Here is a 15,643-nt window from a genome sequence, read left to right on the forward strand (position 1 = left end):
CTATTTCTCTCGCAGCTTAAGCAGCCTTTTGCGGACCTCAGTGCTCATCTGGACGAACCCTTCCGGCTCCTTCTCCGTAACGATCCGGAACTGCTCTCTCATTCGGATCGCCGCCTCGTCCGCATTGTGCAGCGATCTCACGAACGACGGCGAAAGGGTGATATGGTACTCGACGTCAACGGTCTGCCGACCGTCCTTGATCGGCTCCGACACCAGACTGGTGATGACGCCGCGCTCCTTCAGAGCAACGAGCGCTCTCAAAATCCGCCGAAACAGATCCCGGGTCCGCGACCGCTTCACGACACCGCAACTCTCGGCAATCTCCGAGGCCTTCACGGATCTCTGGTCAGACCGCTTCCCGAGATAGAGCATCTCATGCGCAAAAAACCGATACAGCCAACGCTCAATCGGACCTGGAAGGCTCATGAGAACCTCGTAGTCCATTTGCCGAAAATTGAGCGTCATCATGGCCTTGGTGATCAGCCAATTGAACGTCACCGAGACCTCGCCGTCGCCGCCCTCGCCGGCAAGCGCGAGCATCGGGTAGGTGGTGCCGGAAACGAAAACCTCTTTCGTCTTGGCAGCCCCCTTCCAAATCTCGATTTTCGCCGAGTTCAGGATCTGGAGCGCTTCGCGAATTTCCGTGTAATTGAGCTGGTGCTTAGTCCGGATGAGCTCCTTGTAGACCTCATACATCGGAAAGCTCACGCCGACGTCGCCGTTGTTGTCACGCTGCAGCCGGCCACGTTGCACGGCGATTTGCCGAACGACCTCCTCGACCAGATGCTCCCGATCGCCGGGATATTTCATGACCGACACGCCATCCTTGTCCAGGATAGCAGGCGTAACAGCCACGTGGTAGGTCGCGCCGCCATAGTTGAAGCTGCGCTTGATCACCTTCGTGCTGTCATCGTCCTCGGAATTCTCGGTAACCCGAAAGACGCCCCTTGGCGCAACGTCCCAGAGCGCGACGGTGTTCGTGACACCCCTGGCATCGGTCTCGAAGAAATCGAACTGGACCGGCGACCCGAAAGCCTCCGTATTAGATCCAGGTTTCGCTATCTTGCCCATCTGCCAGCTCCTTTGTTTCAGAAACGAGCAGGGCGCCGATTCTGTCAAAGAAAAACAGCCGAACGAGCTGAAATGAGCCATTCGGATATAGGGGAATAAGGCGCACTACGCCCAGACAGCCCATTCCAGGTTGGAACGCGTCAGCGCGCGCCCACCGAATCACATGCTTCAAGCCTCTCCGGCTAAAACTATAGGGGAACTCGGCGCGGTTCACGGATCCCAGAGCCGCGGGGAATTCGGCGCGCTTCAGCGTCGCGGACTAGGGGAATATGGCGCACTTCATTGGCGGCGAGACAGAAAGGCCCCAATTTCAATGCGATAGCTGCACACCCCCAGCCCTATCCTCGGGGGGAAACCGAATGGCATACGCGGCTCCATAGGCCGGCAACCGCATGCAAGGGCATCGGCGCGGATGGAGCAGCCTGACCCGATGCACACAGTTAGTGCTTCGATATCAATGGTTTGGACGAACCGCGTCAAGTTCCCCGCCCGAACCGCGCCGAGTTCCCCGGATGCTGATGCAGACAGCCCAACAGCTGCATCAGCGCTGAAGCGCGCCGAGTTCCCCGACCTCATCCCCGCCACCAGCAAGCACTGAGAGTGCCGATGATCCCCAGTAGGGGAACTCGGCGCGCTTCAATGACGCAGGACCTGTTTATCGTTTAATCTCAGTATCTTGCTCGCCACTCGCACGACCGAGCGAATGATCTCGCCGGCTGTTCCCATCAAAAGGGGAGGAGAGCGGGCGCGAAACGCCCCGCTCCCTCGCGTCGACCTGCAAGCTCGCCAAAGTGGTTTCGGATCAATCACTTACACAAAGCGCGCCGAGTTCCCCGGTATGCGCCATCCGCCAAGCGCGCCAAATTCCCCGAGAGCGACGGCATGCGCGCCAAGTTCCCCGGCTGGCGGTGAACCGCGTCGACTTCCCCGGTAAAGGCGCCATTCCTGGCCCGTGCCAGCACGAACCGCGCCGAGTTCCCCGACCACGCGCGCTATCCGCGCTGAGTTCCCCGGCGCTCAATGCATCTAGGAAATTGGCCCAATCCAGCATTCGGACGGCCGTTTTCGCCACCAAACCCATGGAAAAACGGCCGAACCGGACACTCCTCGTTTCTATCCGCGCCAAGTTCCCCGGGTCTCGAGATACGCAAACCGCGCCGACTTCCCCGGCAGAGCGTCCAACCGCGCCGAGTTCCCCGTCATCAGGTCGGGGGGCACTGTATCGATCGCAGTGTGCCAAAACGCGCGGAATTCCCCGCACCAAACGCGGAAGCGCGCCGAGTTCCCCTATTGCTCTATCACGAAACGCGCCGAGTTCCCCCGACACGATCGCTGGTGGCCACATCCGCATAAAGCTCTGAGACTGCTGCGGTTTCGCTCAGCTATCTACAACCGCGCCGAGTTCCCCGATCTGGGCTGATCGAAGGGGAGCAGTCCGGGCTAAACGTCGACCGGCGCTGAAAACGCGCCGAGTTCCCCGGTGACCCTCCGCGGAAGCGCGCCGAGTTCCCCTATATTTCATCACGCGAATCGGGGAACTCGGCGCGTTTCACGCATCTGCGCCTTGTTCCCCTATAGCCGAAGGCGAAGCGCGCCGAGTTCCCCGGCCAATCTGCTCGATCCGCGCCAAGTTCCCCTACGGTTGAGGATGAATCTTCGCGGGTTTCCGAGCTTGAGCGTTGACAGCCGGCCCCGGCGACCGCCCACCCTTTTGTCGAGGAGAGGAAGACCGTGCTGCTCGGAACTAACACAAGGCCCCAATCCGTACCCGCAGATCGCAAGATCTCGGTGGGGAATGTGGCTCGTCCAGTCTCCGGCGGCCAGCGGCGCGGGGTATCATTTACCAGCGCCGCAAATGGACAGGGAACCCGGGCCATAGGCTACCGGCTGACCAGGCTTATTCTGATCGCGGCCTCGGGAAAATGCTGCCCCAAGCCCAACCGTCAAAAATACCGATATAATTCCAGGGCTCTTTGGCCTTCGCTATATCGGGAGATTCCGGGATTCATGCTTAATGAATCTTACGCGTATTTAGAAAATCGAAAGCGACGCAAAATCAGCGCCTTAGATTTTCGACATAAATTAACATCGATTTTTCCAAGCTTCCCGGCGGCGATATCGGGAGATTTTTGGGCTGGCCCCGCGGCGCATTCCGAGGCATCTCTCGGTACGCCACTTCCACAGGGGTCAAAATCATATGCAATCAACGAGCTCGACGGCGAACCAACGCCATCGCGCGGCTCGGCGCGCGCTCGGCTACAAGGAAACCACCATGTGGATTTCCAGCGAGCTGGACGATGCGATCAACCGCTACGTCAGGGAAAACCGGGCCACGTCGCGTCGCGATGTGGTGACGGAGGCCCTGGAAGCCCGCTTCATGCCCGAGAGGGAAAGACCGTGATGTAACCCGGTAAAGCAGAGGCCCCCGAAGTTTGGCGACTTCGAGGGCCTCGGAGATCACCGCAGGGGTGAACTGTTCTGTGACAGGATCAGTATCCCACCCTGGAAAATCGAAGTCAACTGCAACATCGATTCGGTGAACGCTCCCGCTTTGCCCTCATAAGGAGGGAACGATGCAAACCGCATCGTCTGCAATCCAGCGGCTGAGAAACGCCGTTCTGGGAACGCGTTCGGCTGTCGATCAGCCTGTCAAATTGGCTACCCGTGCCCAATTGCGGGAGGCCGCACATCTCGCTCAACGGGCCCTCGGCCTGAAGAGCGCGCCGCGGCACGTCATCATGGAACTCGCCGTGTGTCACAAGGGGAGCGGGGAGGAGGTTCCGACCGTTTGGCCTTCAAACACTTACCTGGCCGAGAAAGTCGGCGTGTGCGAACGCACGATCACCAACGCGCTCATGGACCTGATCGACGAGGGCCTGATCATTCGACGGGACTCGGCCAATCAGAAGCGGTTCAAGCGCATCGGTGCCGATGGCAAAATGATCATCTACGGATTCGATCTCTCGCCCTTGCTGAGGCGGCAAGAGGAGTTCGAGCGCATCGTTGCTGAGATCGAGGCGGCCAAGCTCGAGCAGAAGAGGCTTCGCGCCGTCATCGGCGGAGATCGTCGCCGCGTGAAGAACGCGCTTGAGTGGCTCGCTATGCACTCGCTGGCGAACACCGATGAACTCGCGGCGCGCTTCGGCACGCTCAGCCAGCGGACGCCTGTGCGCGCGACCAAGGACGGCCTGAAGCCTGAGCTCGCCAACGAATGGGCTGTCCTGGCAGAGGACGCCGAACGCCTTCTCGCGATGATCGACGTCACCGAGTTCAAACTCGTCGAAACCCCAGGCGCCACCGCATTTTTTGCACCGGAATTTTCCACCAATGACGGCGAAAATTTCCGGCACAAAGAGCCTGAATCAGATCTCTCTATCGAGAATTGCTTGGAACAGGAGGTTCCGCGCGAGAGCCAACCCGCAAAGCGTTCAGATGATGAAATTGATTTGAAATTGGTGCTGGAGGCCTGCCCGTCTGTCACGGACTACCCAGAGCCCATCCGATCTGCATACGACCTGGTAGCAGCCGGAAGCTACCTTCGGCCTTCGACGACCGCCTCGGCAGACGCCTGGGCCTCCAGCGTTGCAGCTATCGGAGCGCCATTGACCGCTGTCGCGATCATCTTCGCCTATCAGCGGCTCAACGACGATGCGAGCTCAGGAACCAGCCGCATCCAGTCGCAGGGTGGCTTCACGCAATCCATCCTCCGAGGGGTCGCGTCCGGCAAGATCAATATCCGAACGGAATTGGCCGCACTTCGCCGAAAACATATGCAATGAGGGGCTTTTCGACGTGAGACCCCTTCGGAACGGCTCAGCCACTTTCGAACAAATTAACGATCAATCTGCATGATAAATCGTCAAAAGACATTGCGCGCTCGACACGACCCAAATTCCGCCGCATCACGTCGCTCCTATGACCGGGCGCTGCCTGGGCGTGGCGTCGACCAGCAAGGAAATTGCCTGAGCATGACCACCGATTTGAACAAGGCGAAGGAGCTCTCGGAGTTCCGCATCATTCTTGCCGCTGCTCAACTCGTATGGCACCCCAATCTCAGGCTTCACAAAATCACCCAGTGCCCGAACGACCATGTCGCGTTCAGCCTGGTGCCGGCCGAGATCGATGACGGGGGCACCGTCCACCCGACGGATCCGGCGATCGTGACCGTCATGGACTCCGATCCTGGTCGAGCGATGTCCCGGGCGATCGAGAAGTCGCTGGCACAGATCGATCAGGCGCAGGCTCCCGTTGCCGATATCCTGACATTCCCACGCAGGAGCTAACTCGCGCCGCGGTCAAACCGCGCGAGAAGCAGGTGTCCTGTCAGGAGCACGATATGAAGCCGAAACGTGCTGTCCTCTTCATCTGACAGGCCGGGATGCGCCCCGGCAGGGTGTAGCCGCTTCATCAATCCGTTGACGAAATTCTTTCCGTCCACGCTCCACTCTCCGAGCTCAGTCGACAAAAACGGCCGCGAGCCCAGGGACAGGTGTGTTCTCCTGTCGTGACCGGGACGGATATCCGCCGCGTTTGGGTCAATCCTGACAGCAATCTCGTCGAGAAGGCCTTCGAGGAAGTTCCGAAGCTGGCCGTTCGCTGATGACCAGTTGCCACGAGCATGGTTCTCGATAGCCTGCTCCAGATGGCTCTTTGGAGTCAGGAAATGGTGCCGATCCAGCAGCGTGAACAGCTCGGTTTGGACGACAGGTAAGCCCAGGTCGGCCGGGAGAGCGGGGATGAGCGCCCCATCCCGCACCGCGTACCCATCCTGGTTGAGAAGGTGGAGAAGGCGGCTTTGCGACGCCGTCGGAGGCGGTGGTTCGGTCCAACCTGTCGCCTCACTCGGGCGACGAATGAAGCTGAGTGCCTTTTCGATCACGACACCGGCAATCGGACCGTCATCGGTCAGATAATCCGGGTTGTCATCGATGAACACCCTGAGATCGTTCAGCCTCTTAACTCCCGCCACGCTCTCATCCCGGACGGCCTGGCGCACCTCCGTACCCAACTCGATGATGAACTTCGTCAGCTCCGCCTGGCTGAAATACCGATGTTCCTCGATGACATTGATCGCGGACAGCCACGTTCGGCGCGAGAATGCAGCAGTCACGAACCAGCCCCCAAAACGGTCATTCCAGACGAGACCGAGCGTAGGGGCCGACGGAGGGCAGTGCCAAGCCCTTTCGCGCCTCCATTAAGGCCGTGGTCAGCATCAACGCGACACGTCGTTTTGGGAGTGCCGCCATCGACCTCATCAGCGGCAGGGCATGATATAATACGGATAAGCCAGTTTTAAGCAGATTTAATACCGATAAACCCAAGGGTAATTGTCCATGCTGGTCGCACAGGCACGGGAAAATAACGTCGTATCGTTCGGCGGTGAAGCCGAGGACTTCGGCGTTGCCGACATCGGCGTCATCCTCGAGATGCTCTCGACCACGCTTTACACGGATAAGCCCCGGGCGGTTTCGCGCGAGGTCCTGTGCAACGCCTTCGATGCGCATTTCGCTGCCGGGCGGGAAGACCTCCCGGTCGACATCACCATCGATGAGCAGCAGATAGAAATCCGGGATTACGGCCACGGGATTGCCCGCGACCAGATCGGCCCGGTCTACTGCACATTCGCTGGTTCGACCAAAATCCATGATGAGACGCAGACCGGCGGCCATGGCGTCGGCGCGAAGTCGCCGTTCAGCATCACCGATCTTTTCACCGTCATCAGCCGCTACGACGGCACGCTGTCCACCTTCTCCCTCTTCACCACGGATCGCGTGCCGCAGTACCGATACGTCGGCGGCCGTCCCTGCGAGGACGAGGGCATCAGCGTCATCATCCCGCTGAAGACCCCCAACCTCGGCTCGACGATGCGCTTCCATATGCTGCGCGTCGCCGAGGACGCTGGAATGAAAATCCGGATCAATGGCGAGCTGTTCGACTTCACGACGTCGATGCTTTTCGAGAATGACGACATCCGCATCACGACGCGCAAATCCCATCGTGACGCCGTGGACATCCTCTACGGGCGCGTCATCTACCCGTTCCAGCATGCGGTCGATCCCGCGCTCGATGCGCTGTACAAGGATCTGTCGCTGATGGCTGAGCGGCTTCGCGGCCGCAGTGGTTCTATCACGATCTCGATCAAGGCTCCGCCATCGTCGCTTTCCACGGCGCTCTCGCGCGAAAGCCTCTCCTATACCGACAGGTCGATCCAGAACCTGAGCGCGCAGTTCCGCGCTGCGCTCGGCGGACTGGGCGTCGCCCAGGCGAAGGCCTCCACACTCTTCCTCGCGGCGAACAAGATCACCAATTGGTGTCAGCTTGTGGCGATGCGAACCTCCCGCGCAGGTTTCACCTTGCCGGTGACCAACGATGCCAGCGTCGATCTCTTCCTTGGCCTCGAGCTGGAGAACTGGGCTGCTCGCATCAATGACGCCGCTGGTGTCATCAATCTGGCGAAGGCGACGAAATCCCAGATCGCCTGGCGCCATCTGAAGAGCTTCACCAAGAAGCCCCAGCTCTTCCATGCCCGCAAGCTCGCTAAGCTGCTGGGCCCGCTCACAAGGGAGCTCCGTGTCGTCAAGCCCACGACTTCGGCCTACGACGCCACCCGCTACGCCTATCTCACCGGAGGCAACGTGGCTGAGTCACGCCGGCTCGCGCCGGACGTGGTCCACAACATCCTCACGCGAACATCGCTCGTCACGATCGCGCCCAGTCTGGCGGCGATCGAACGCGAGAGGAAAGGGGAGGGCCTGTACCTTATCGTTTCGCGTAAGCAACGTGCACAGGCCGAAGCGCTTCTCGCCGGCATTACCAAGCTTGGCTACACATACGCCGCGATCGCAGAGCCAGAGATCGTTCGCGCGCCGCGAATGCCTCGCGAAGCGCGCCGGGCAGCTGAGGCTCGCGAGTGGCCGGCTCTCATTACCAGTCGCACCAGTTGGGGAAGCCGCCACGGCGGCGAACACACCTACAAGGTCAGCGGCCGGCGCATGGAGCCCGCCGCGTATCTTCCTCTCGCCTTCACCGGGGAGGGGGTGAACCTCCCATCAGGATGCGGAAAGATCCGCTTGGAGGACTGCCTCGAAGCTATCGCCGGCGGCAAGGTCGCATTCGTGCGACAGATGGGTCAGCTCAAGGACGCGTCGAAAGACGACATTCCAGAGATGGCCACAGTGATCGAGGGCTACCTCGATGATATGCAGAAACGCATCGGCGAAGACGCGTTCTTCCTTGCTGTCAAAATCTCGCAGGCAGCTGTGGGCACCGCGTATCACGATCTCTACCACAACCCCGATGCCGAAAAATCGCTCTATGGCGCGGCAGCCTATTTCCCGGCGGTTGTCGCGTCCCGCATGTTCCCCTCAGCCACCGCGGTGCCGTCCTCGGCCGACATCCTCAAGCTCATCGCCATCCGCCAGGTCATTGCTCTGTTCAAAGACGGCAAGTGCCGCCTCGACAAGGTCCTGAATTCGCACTCTGAGAAGGTCCGCGAAACGATCGCGGCCACCGCTGCAGTGCAGATGGCGGCGTTTCAGAGGGTCGCGCTGATCTTCCGCGAAGCGAAGCCGGCGACCGCGAAACTCCGCACCGAGGTCGAGGTTCTGGATCGCCGGATCTCCGGGCAAAACCTGTCCCTCAAGGTGGCCTTCAAGATGCTCAATCTCAACGAGTATATCCCCGACATTCTCGACGCCGCCCTCACGAAGACGCCCAGCGAGATTGCGGACGATGCCCGCGCTCGGCTGGAAACCGTCGAATCGACATTGCGGCGCATGCTCACCATCCAGGACACCAGCCATGCAGCCTAACGGACCCATCGCCGTCGCTGGCTTCACCGCCAGCGAGCACGCCGTCACGATTTACACCGCCGACGGGCATCCGATCACGCTCGACGCCACGTCCTACCGCACGAACGACGTGCTGGACGACATCATCGACAAGATGGCCGCGCTGCGCGCGAAAAACCTCGGCGGAGCGCCCGTCGTCGAGATCAATATCGCCGATTTCTCGATCTCCAAACGGATCGAGGAAAACTCAGGCGGCGCCATCCGCGTGATCCTGAATGAGAAGGATGAGCCGGCGGAGATCCGCGTTGGCAAATTCCAGATCGCAGAAGGCGTCGAAAAGCTCGGTCGCCATATCGAGCTGGCAGCGCGTAGCACCCATAGCGCGCTGGCGCTGGAGAATTTCATCAGGCGCTTCTCGAAGGTCCAGGCATCGAGGAAGCACACTGCCGAGGAGTTGCTCGGCTTCGTGAAGCAGAACGATTTGCCTATCGCTCAGGACGGCCGGATCATCGCTTTCAAGATCCTCCGCAAGGACGCAAAGGTCCCTCACTCCTTCGGCGAGGGCTACTGGTTCGACAAGCACACTGGTGCGATCCCACAGCGAGCTGGGTCGCTGGTGATGATGCCGGCCAATGCCGTGGATGACTCTCGGCGCCACGCCTGCTCGACCGGCTTCCATGTCTGCTCGGTCGAGTATTGGCAGGGGTTCTGGTCGCCTGGCGACCCTATCACCATCACCCTCGTCGACCCCGCCGACATCATCGCGGTGCCGCGCGGCGAACAGGCGAAAATGCGTGCGTGCGCATACTTTGTCGCCGCGTCGATCGAGCGTGAACATGCCATCAGGATCCACGCCGAGAGGGCGCACGCTCACATCGCGGAAGTCCAGGCACTCGTGGCGCAGGTGGCCGCCGGCAACCATGCTCCGGTCCTCGAAACTGTCTTCCAGAATGCATCTGGCGAAATCACCGTCACTCCGGCGACAAATGCGGAGACCCGCCCGGCTCGAAAGCGGATCAAGAAGCTCAATCGCGCGTCCCGCGAACCCGAGGTCAAGGCGCGGGTTATCGACACCGGCGCCTTGCGGAACAAGCTCAACGATGCGCTCGAGGGCAAGCAGCGGCCGCGGACCGAAAAGATCGCTCTGGCCAAGCAGCTGATCGAAACCCGACGGCTCACCGTACGGGCTGCCGCGCAGCAGCTTCGCATGAGTGGCTCCTGGCTCAAGAAATCCCTGGATGCGGAAGGGTGGAAACCGACTGCATCTGAGGTCGACGTCCACATGCAATCCACCGCTACTGCGAAGCTCGGCGTCGCCCAGAAGCTGCTCGAAGGAGGCAAAAGCGTCCGTGAGGCAGCTCGCATCAGCGGCGTCGCCCGCTCCACGCTGCAGGACCATCTGAAGCGGACGCCCTCGGCCCCTGTCGCGATTGCAGAAACCACACCGCCGGCGGCGAATGCCATGACCCGCGATGAGCGGATCGCCGCTGCAACGCGCCTCATCGACGAGGAAGGGTGGAGCGTGAAGCGAGCAGCGAAATTGCACAAGCTCAGCGACTCGTGGCTTGGAAAATCGCTGAAGAAGCGAACCTGACCCTCTCGAAAAGCCCGAGAATTGAATGACCTACCTGAAACGTCTGGTCTCGATGAAGACCTGCACGCTCCCTTCGCCGCTGGACGCTCGGCTATGGAGCGATGCCCGCATGGGTGGCGGCCCGATGTCGATCGCCGACTACGAGAGCCATCTTGCTTTCAGTGACGTGGAGTCGGCCGACCACTTGCTCACCCTCATGGCGCGCACGGCTATCGGCTGGTTCGCCATCTCCTGCTATCGCTGGCTCACCTTCTGGGATCTCGCGACCTACGAGGCCAACCGCGACGCGCCCTGCTGGGACTAGGCCGGGCGCACGCGACCCTCAGCACGCCACCAACGAATGCAGGACATCCATGACTGACCGCCCCATGACCGCATGCACGCACAGCGGGACATTCCATGCGGACGACGTGTTCGCGACTGCCCTGCTGAAGCTTCACTTCGATAGCGGGCTGGTCATCAGGCGCAGCCGCGACCCCGAGGTCATCGCCGCCGCTGATATCGTTTTCGACGTCGGAGGCATCTGCGATCCAAAGATGCTGCGCTTCGACCACCATATGGCCGACTTCCCAAGGCGCGAGGACGGTCGCCCGTTCTCTTCCGTCGGACTGATTTGGGAGCACTACGGCACCCAGATCCTCTGGAAGGTGATGGGGCTCTCTCCGATCAAGGAGCTGCAGGATATCGCAGACCAGATCGACCAGGAATTCATCCTGCCGATCGACCTGATCGACAACGGCGTGACCGCGCCAGGCGCGACCGATGTGACCGTCGCCGTCGACCTGTTCAATCCCAACTGGACCGAAGCCTCGTCTGACGAAGATGTCGATGCCGCTTTCTTCAGGGCAGTCGATTTCGCTCGAAACATGCTCCTTCGCATTTTCGCAGCGAAGCTCGCGGAGTACCGCGCCGAGACGGAAATCCACGAAGCCGCCATGAGGACGGAAGACCCCCGTCTGATCGAGCTACCCCGATCGGTCCCGTTTCGAAATGCAGTCCACCGCCTGCAGCTGACCGAACTGCTCTATGTCGTCTCGCCCTCGGGAAACAAGGGCAACTGGGGCCTCACGGCGGTCAGCGTCGAGCCCAACAGCTTCGTGAATCGAAAGGACCTGCCTGCAGCCTGGGCCGGCCTTTCAGACGCGCAGCTCCAAGAGGTCACGGGCGTCGACGATGCCGTCTTTGCGCATCGATCCAGGTTTCTGGCGATCGCCAAGAGCAGAGCCGGCGCGCTGCAGCTCGCTGAGACAGCACTCAGCGCAGCCTGATGTGAACGATTGGGGCGGGGCGTTCCATGCCCCTTCATCAACCCCGAGAAAGACCCGTCATGCACGTCACCGAGCAGACCTTCGAGATCGGCTTTGCCTGCGACCCGGGCGACGAACTCCTCTCGATCGGCGACATCCATGGCTACGCGGACTTGCTGGACGCGCTTCTCGATCGCGCGGAGGCAATCCCGCGCGTTCCCGGCCTGGACCGCAAGATCATCCTGACGGGTGACCTGATCGACCGCGGCTCGCAGTCGCTGCGCTGCCTCGATCTCGCGATCGCGGCCGCCGAGCGGCTCGAAAGCGAAGTGATCGGTTTGCTCGGCAATCACGAGCAGTTTCTTCGCATCGCGCTCGAGGAGATCGACGAGATCAGCGATCTCGCCGCCGGCAACTGGATCCGAAACGGCGGTGGCGCCGTTATCGAAGAGCTTCTCGCCATCTACCCCGGCAAAGGCCTCGACGTGCCGGCTGCACTGGGTCCGGCCCGGCTCGCGTGGCTGAAATCACTCCGCTCTCATTTCCGATCGGGCCAGGTGATCGCCGTCCACGCCGGGCTCAATCCGAGCATCCCACTCGCGGAATTCCTCGCTCAGCCTTGGCTCGTCAATTTCCGAGGCTTCAGAGAATCCGCCCACTGGGCCTGGGTCAGAGATCCGTTCCTCGACCACGTTCCGAAGAACGGCGAAGGCCACCACGGGCTGTTCGTTGTGCACGGGCACACCGTGCCAAACGACGACACCGTCCCGATCGCCGACCAAATTCGGCGGGCCCGGGTGAACCTTGACGCCGGCTCGTACAAGACAGGCCGGGCGCGCATGGTTCGCATCGTGGGAAATCAGGCGACGCTCTTCGAAGCCGTCGCCTAAGCGCATCTCCGACCTTTGAGCGCGGTTCGCCGGATCGCGCCAGCGTGCTAAAATAGCTCGCTCCAAAAGACCGAGGAAAAATGACGCTAAATCCGAATTCGACCCCGCGCCCGTTCTCGTGGCGCCGGCCGCTCATCGTGAATGCCTGGCTCGCACTCACCTTTCTCATCGCCGCAGGCTGGAATATCGCTATCGCAGTCAGGGCGCCCTATCTCCAGCTGGATCTGCTCGCACTAACGATCGGGTTTCTCGCCGCCTACGTCATCGGTTTCCACCGCCAGGAGGCCGTCGCTTTCCGGCACTGGCTCTTCCTCAGCGTGATCGCCCTCGCTGCCGGCGCGATCTACGCCGGCATCAAATACGCGCTGATCGGCGTCTGACATGGCGAAACTTCATTTCCACTACTCGGTCATGAATGCCGGCAAGAGCCTCTCGCTCTTGTCCATCAGGCAGAACTGGGTCGAAAACGGGGGCAATATCGTCCTTATGACCAGCGCAATCGACCGCCGCAGCGGCGTCGGGAAGATCGCCTCTCGGATTGGCATCTCGGAGGACGCGATCGCGCTCGGCGAGGACGACGATCTCTTCGAGATCATTGCGCGACTGCACACTGAGAAGCCTGTCACTGCGGCCCTCCTTGATGAAGTACAATTCATGACGTCCGCCCACATGTGGCAGGCCGCGAAAATCGTCGACGATCTCGGCATTCCCGTCATGGCTTTCGGGCTCAAAAACAACGTGTTCGGTTCGCTCTTTGGGCCCGCGATCGAGGCAATCCTAGCTCTCGCTGACGATATCAAGGAGATCAAGCAGCTCTGCTGGTGCGGCCGGAAAGCCGGGCAGATCTTGCGATACGATCCCAGCGGCCGCACTGAAAAGAGCGGCAATGTCGTCGAAGTCGGCGGCGACAACAGGTATGTCTCCGTATGCCGCAAACACTGGATGACCGATGACATTGGCCCGGCTCGACGAGCACAATGCGACCAACGCGCCGCATAAATCGGACCACGCGATCGCCAGGCTGATTGCCCACGCGGCTTTCGATGAGCACGACCTCGACATCGCGACGTCTGGCCTTTGCGGCACGTTCGCCCTCGCGTTGCTCGACACGCTGCGGGAGCGGGGCATCGCCGCTGCGGGTGTCGTCGCCTACATCGGCGAGCCCTCGACCAATGTGAAGCGCATCGAGTGGCGTCATGCGCTCATCGAAACCGAAGGCCGCCTCTTCGACGTCGAAGGCGAGGTCGAGCGGGCCGACGTTCTCGAGAATTACTGCTGGGGCAGAACGAATAAGCCCTGCGGCTTCCAATCACTGGACGACGTCGCCTTTCGCGCCCTCATCGTGCGCACACGAAACTCATACGATCGCCGCTGGTACGCCGATTGGGCTGAAGCACTACGCCTCGCCGCGAGACATGTTCGATGACGTCGATGCGCCCCACCTGGACGATCTACACCGCAAGCAAGCACTTCGATCTGCATCACAAGCGCCTACGCGCGATCCTCGCCAGCGCTGGACGCTTGCCAGTAGGCCACGAGGCTCTGAGCGCCAATAGCGTCGAGATCGGTGGCGAAGATGTTGAACGCTTTTTGGCCGACGTCGCCGAGATGATGTCGCTGACCAAGGCTCGTGAATATCTCAATATCCCGCGTCCGCACGACCGACTTCTCTTCGATGCAGGGTACCTGGTCCCCTTCGTTGTTGGAGGCACTGATCTCATCAAAGACCACGGTCTGCGGAAGACAGACCTCGACGCCTTCATGGCAAGCCTTCATTCTCGGGCCATAGCACCGGTTGCCGACGGCATGGTGCCAATCCCCGCTGCAGCGAAGCGATCCAATTGCTCCGCCGTGGAAATTGTCGAGCTCATCAAATCGGGCCACCTAACGAGGGTCGCCCTGGATGCGAACGGGCGTGGCTATATGGCCATCCTGATCGACCCAGCGGAAATAGCACCCTTGGTGAGGCTGCCCGATCACGGTTGCCTCTCAATGCGCGAAGTTGAGCGTGCAGCGCAGTGGTCCACGGCCGTCGTAACGGCGCTTGTCGACGGCGGGCATTGAGGTGGCCCCGGTTTCGGAGACAGGGGCATAAGGTGGATCTTCCGACGAAAAGGACGATCCAGCATGAAGACACGCAGACGGTTTACGGCCGAGTTCAAGGCCAAGGTCGCGCTTGAGGCGATCCGCGGCGAGCGGACGATTTCGGAGCTTGCGACGAAGCACCAGCTTCACCCGAACCAGATCACGCAATGGAAGCGGCAGGCCATCGAGAACCTTGCCAAGGCGTTTGACGATAAGGCTTCCGATGTCCAAGTCGGCCGGGAGGCGGAGGTGACGAAGCTGCACGCCAAGATCGGCCAGCTCGTCGTCGAGCGGGATTTTTTGGCCAAGGCCTTCGATCGCTGAGCCTGGATCGGAGGAGAATGATGATTGACCCCGATCACGAACGGCTCTCGATCCGCCGCCAGTGCGAACTGGTCTCGATCTCACGGGCGTCGTTCTATCGACAGCCCGCCGGCGGGAGCCCGGAGAACCTCGAACTGATGCGCATCATCGACGAGGCGTTCATGGAGATGCCCTGGTATGGCTCCAGGCAGATGGCGCGGCACCTGCGGCGTCAGGGTTGGTGCGTCGGCCGCAAGCGGGTCCGGCGGCTGATGCGCAAGATCGGTCTGTCGCCGATCTACCAGGCGCCGAAGACCAGCGATCCGCATCCCCAGCACCGCATCTATCCGTACCTGCTGCGGCATCTGGCGATCGAGCGGCCCAATCAGGTCTGGTGTGCCGATGTGACCTACGTCCCAATGCGACGCGGCTTCCTTTACCTCGTCGCCATCATGGACTGGTTCAGCCGCAAGGTGCTGTCCTGGCGGCTGTCGAACACGATGGAGGCCGACTTCTGCGTCGCTGCTCTGGAAGAGGCGATTGCACGATACGGCAGGCCCGACATCTTCAACACCGACAGTAAATAGATCGAGGCCAGTTCCCGGGCGGCCTGTCTCAAACACAGATCGACCGTTTGGTAGGCTGGCGCCGTGAGGTGCCCGG

The 15,643-nt window shown here is 61.0% G+C and carries 14 protein-coding genes and 1 pseudogene; 13 read left to right on the forward strand and 2 right to left on the reverse strand.

The genetic code is table 11. The annotated features are described in order from the left end of the window. Complete coding sequence (locus ACFPN9_RS21175; RefSeq protein WP_068074537.1) at positions 1-1,071, reverse strand: replication initiation protein; 1,071 nt, start codon at positions 1,069-1,071, stop codon at positions 1-3. A gap of 2,272 nt (positions 1,072-3,343) precedes the next feature. Between ACFPN9_RS21175 and ACFPN9_RS21180 the strand changes: the two genes are divergently transcribed. The 3 genes from ACFPN9_RS21180 to ACFPN9_RS21190 all read left to right on the forward strand — a co-directional run bounded on the left by ACFPN9_RS21180 (position 3,344) and on the right by ACFPN9_RS21190 (position 5,354). Continuing rightward, the gene (locus ACFPN9_RS21180) at positions 3,344-3,472 is read left to right on the forward strand and encodes a hypothetical protein (RefSeq protein ID WP_377817556.1); all 129 of its coding nucleotides are present in this window, start codon (positions 3,344-3,346) and stop codon (positions 3,470-3,472) included. A 172-nt stretch (positions 3,473-3,644) separates the two neighbouring features. Next, complete coding sequence (gene repC, locus ACFPN9_RS21185) at positions 3,645-4,850, forward strand: plasmid replication protein RepC (RefSeq protein WP_082735351.1); 1,206 nt, start codon at positions 3,645-3,647, stop codon at positions 4,848-4,850. A gap of 189 nt (positions 4,851-5,039) precedes the next feature. Next, positions 5,040-5,354 (forward strand): hypothetical protein, encoded by a 315-nt coding sequence (locus ACFPN9_RS21190; protein WP_068078900.1) that lies wholly within the window; start codon positions 5,040-5,042, stop codon positions 5,352-5,354. On the opposite strand, the gene ACFPN9_RS21195 is transcribed toward ACFPN9_RS21190, so the two are convergent. Next, entirely contained in the window at positions 5,351-6,181 is an 831-nt protein-coding gene (locus tag ACFPN9_RS21195; protein ID WP_068078901.1) for a hypothetical protein, read from the reverse strand. The two genes, ACFPN9_RS21190 and ACFPN9_RS21195, sit on opposite strands and share 4 nt — an antisense overlap. Positions 6,182-6,404: 223 nt before the next feature. On the opposite strand from ACFPN9_RS21195, the gene ACFPN9_RS21200 reads away from it, so the two are divergent. The 10 genes and pseudogenes from ACFPN9_RS21200 to ACFPN9_RS21245 all read left to right on the forward strand — a co-directional run. Next, on the forward strand, positions 6,405-8,882 hold the full coding sequence (locus tag ACFPN9_RS21200) for an ATP-binding protein (RefSeq protein WP_068078902.1): 2,478 nt from the start codon (positions 6,405-6,407) through the stop codon (positions 8,880-8,882). After that, positions 8,872-10,455, forward strand: a complete 1,584-nt coding sequence (locus ACFPN9_RS21205; RefSeq protein WP_068078906.1) for a helix-turn-helix domain-containing protein — start codon at positions 8,872-8,874, stop codon at positions 10,453-10,455. The genes ACFPN9_RS21200 and ACFPN9_RS21205 overlap by 11 nt, the downstream gene beginning before the upstream one ends. A 25-nt stretch (positions 10,456-10,480) precedes the next feature. Beyond that, positions 10,481-10,759: a hypothetical protein gene (locus ACFPN9_RS21210; RefSeq protein ID WP_377817557.1), complete on the forward strand. Its 279-nt coding sequence runs from the start codon at positions 10,481-10,483 to the stop codon at positions 10,757-10,759. A gap of 64 nt (positions 10,760-10,823) precedes the next feature. Next, a complete protein-coding gene (locus tag ACFPN9_RS21215) occupies positions 10,824-11,723 on the forward strand; it encodes an MYG1 family protein (RefSeq protein WP_068078910.1) in 900 nt (299 codons plus the stop codon). Between the two features lie 59 nt (positions 11,724-11,782). After that, positions 11,783-12,592 carry a metallophosphoesterase gene (locus ACFPN9_RS21220; RefSeq protein WP_068078912.1) on the forward strand — a complete coding sequence of 270 codons (810 nt, stop codon included), beginning with the start codon at positions 11,783-11,785 and terminating at the stop codon, positions 12,590-12,592. 80 nt (positions 12,593-12,672) lie between these two features. Then, the gene (locus ACFPN9_RS21225; RefSeq protein WP_068078914.1) at positions 12,673-12,972 is read left to right on the forward strand and encodes a hypothetical protein; all 300 of its coding nucleotides are present in this window, start codon (positions 12,673-12,675) and stop codon (positions 12,970-12,972) included. Position 12,973: 1 nt separating this feature from the next. Next, the gene (locus ACFPN9_RS21230) at positions 12,974-13,591 is read left to right on the forward strand and encodes a thymidine kinase (RefSeq protein WP_068078916.1); all 618 of its coding nucleotides are present in this window, start codon (positions 12,974-12,976) and stop codon (positions 13,589-13,591) included. After that, on the forward strand, positions 13,542-14,018 hold the full coding sequence (locus ACFPN9_RS21235) for a hypothetical protein (RefSeq protein ID WP_156449991.1): 477 nt from the start codon (positions 13,542-13,544) through the stop codon (positions 14,016-14,018). The genes ACFPN9_RS21230 and ACFPN9_RS21235 overlap by 50 nt, the downstream gene beginning before the upstream one ends. Further along, entirely contained in the window at positions 14,015-14,656 is a 642-nt protein-coding gene (locus tag ACFPN9_RS21240; protein ID WP_068078920.1) for a hypothetical protein, read from the forward strand. Before ACFPN9_RS21235 ends, ACFPN9_RS21240 begins: the two co-directional genes overlap by 4 nt. A 63-nt stretch (positions 14,657-14,719) precedes the next feature. Then, positions 14,720-15,558 (forward strand): annotated as a pseudogene (locus tag ACFPN9_RS21245) (IS3 family transposase); the annotation flags it as partial. Positions 15,559-15,643: the final 85 nt, after the last annotated feature.

Origin of the sequence: Allobosea massiliensis (genome assembly GCF_042655245.1) — a bacterium.
Lineage (GTDB): Bacteria > Pseudomonadota > Alphaproteobacteria > Rhizobiales > Beijerinckiaceae > Allobosea > Allobosea massiliensis.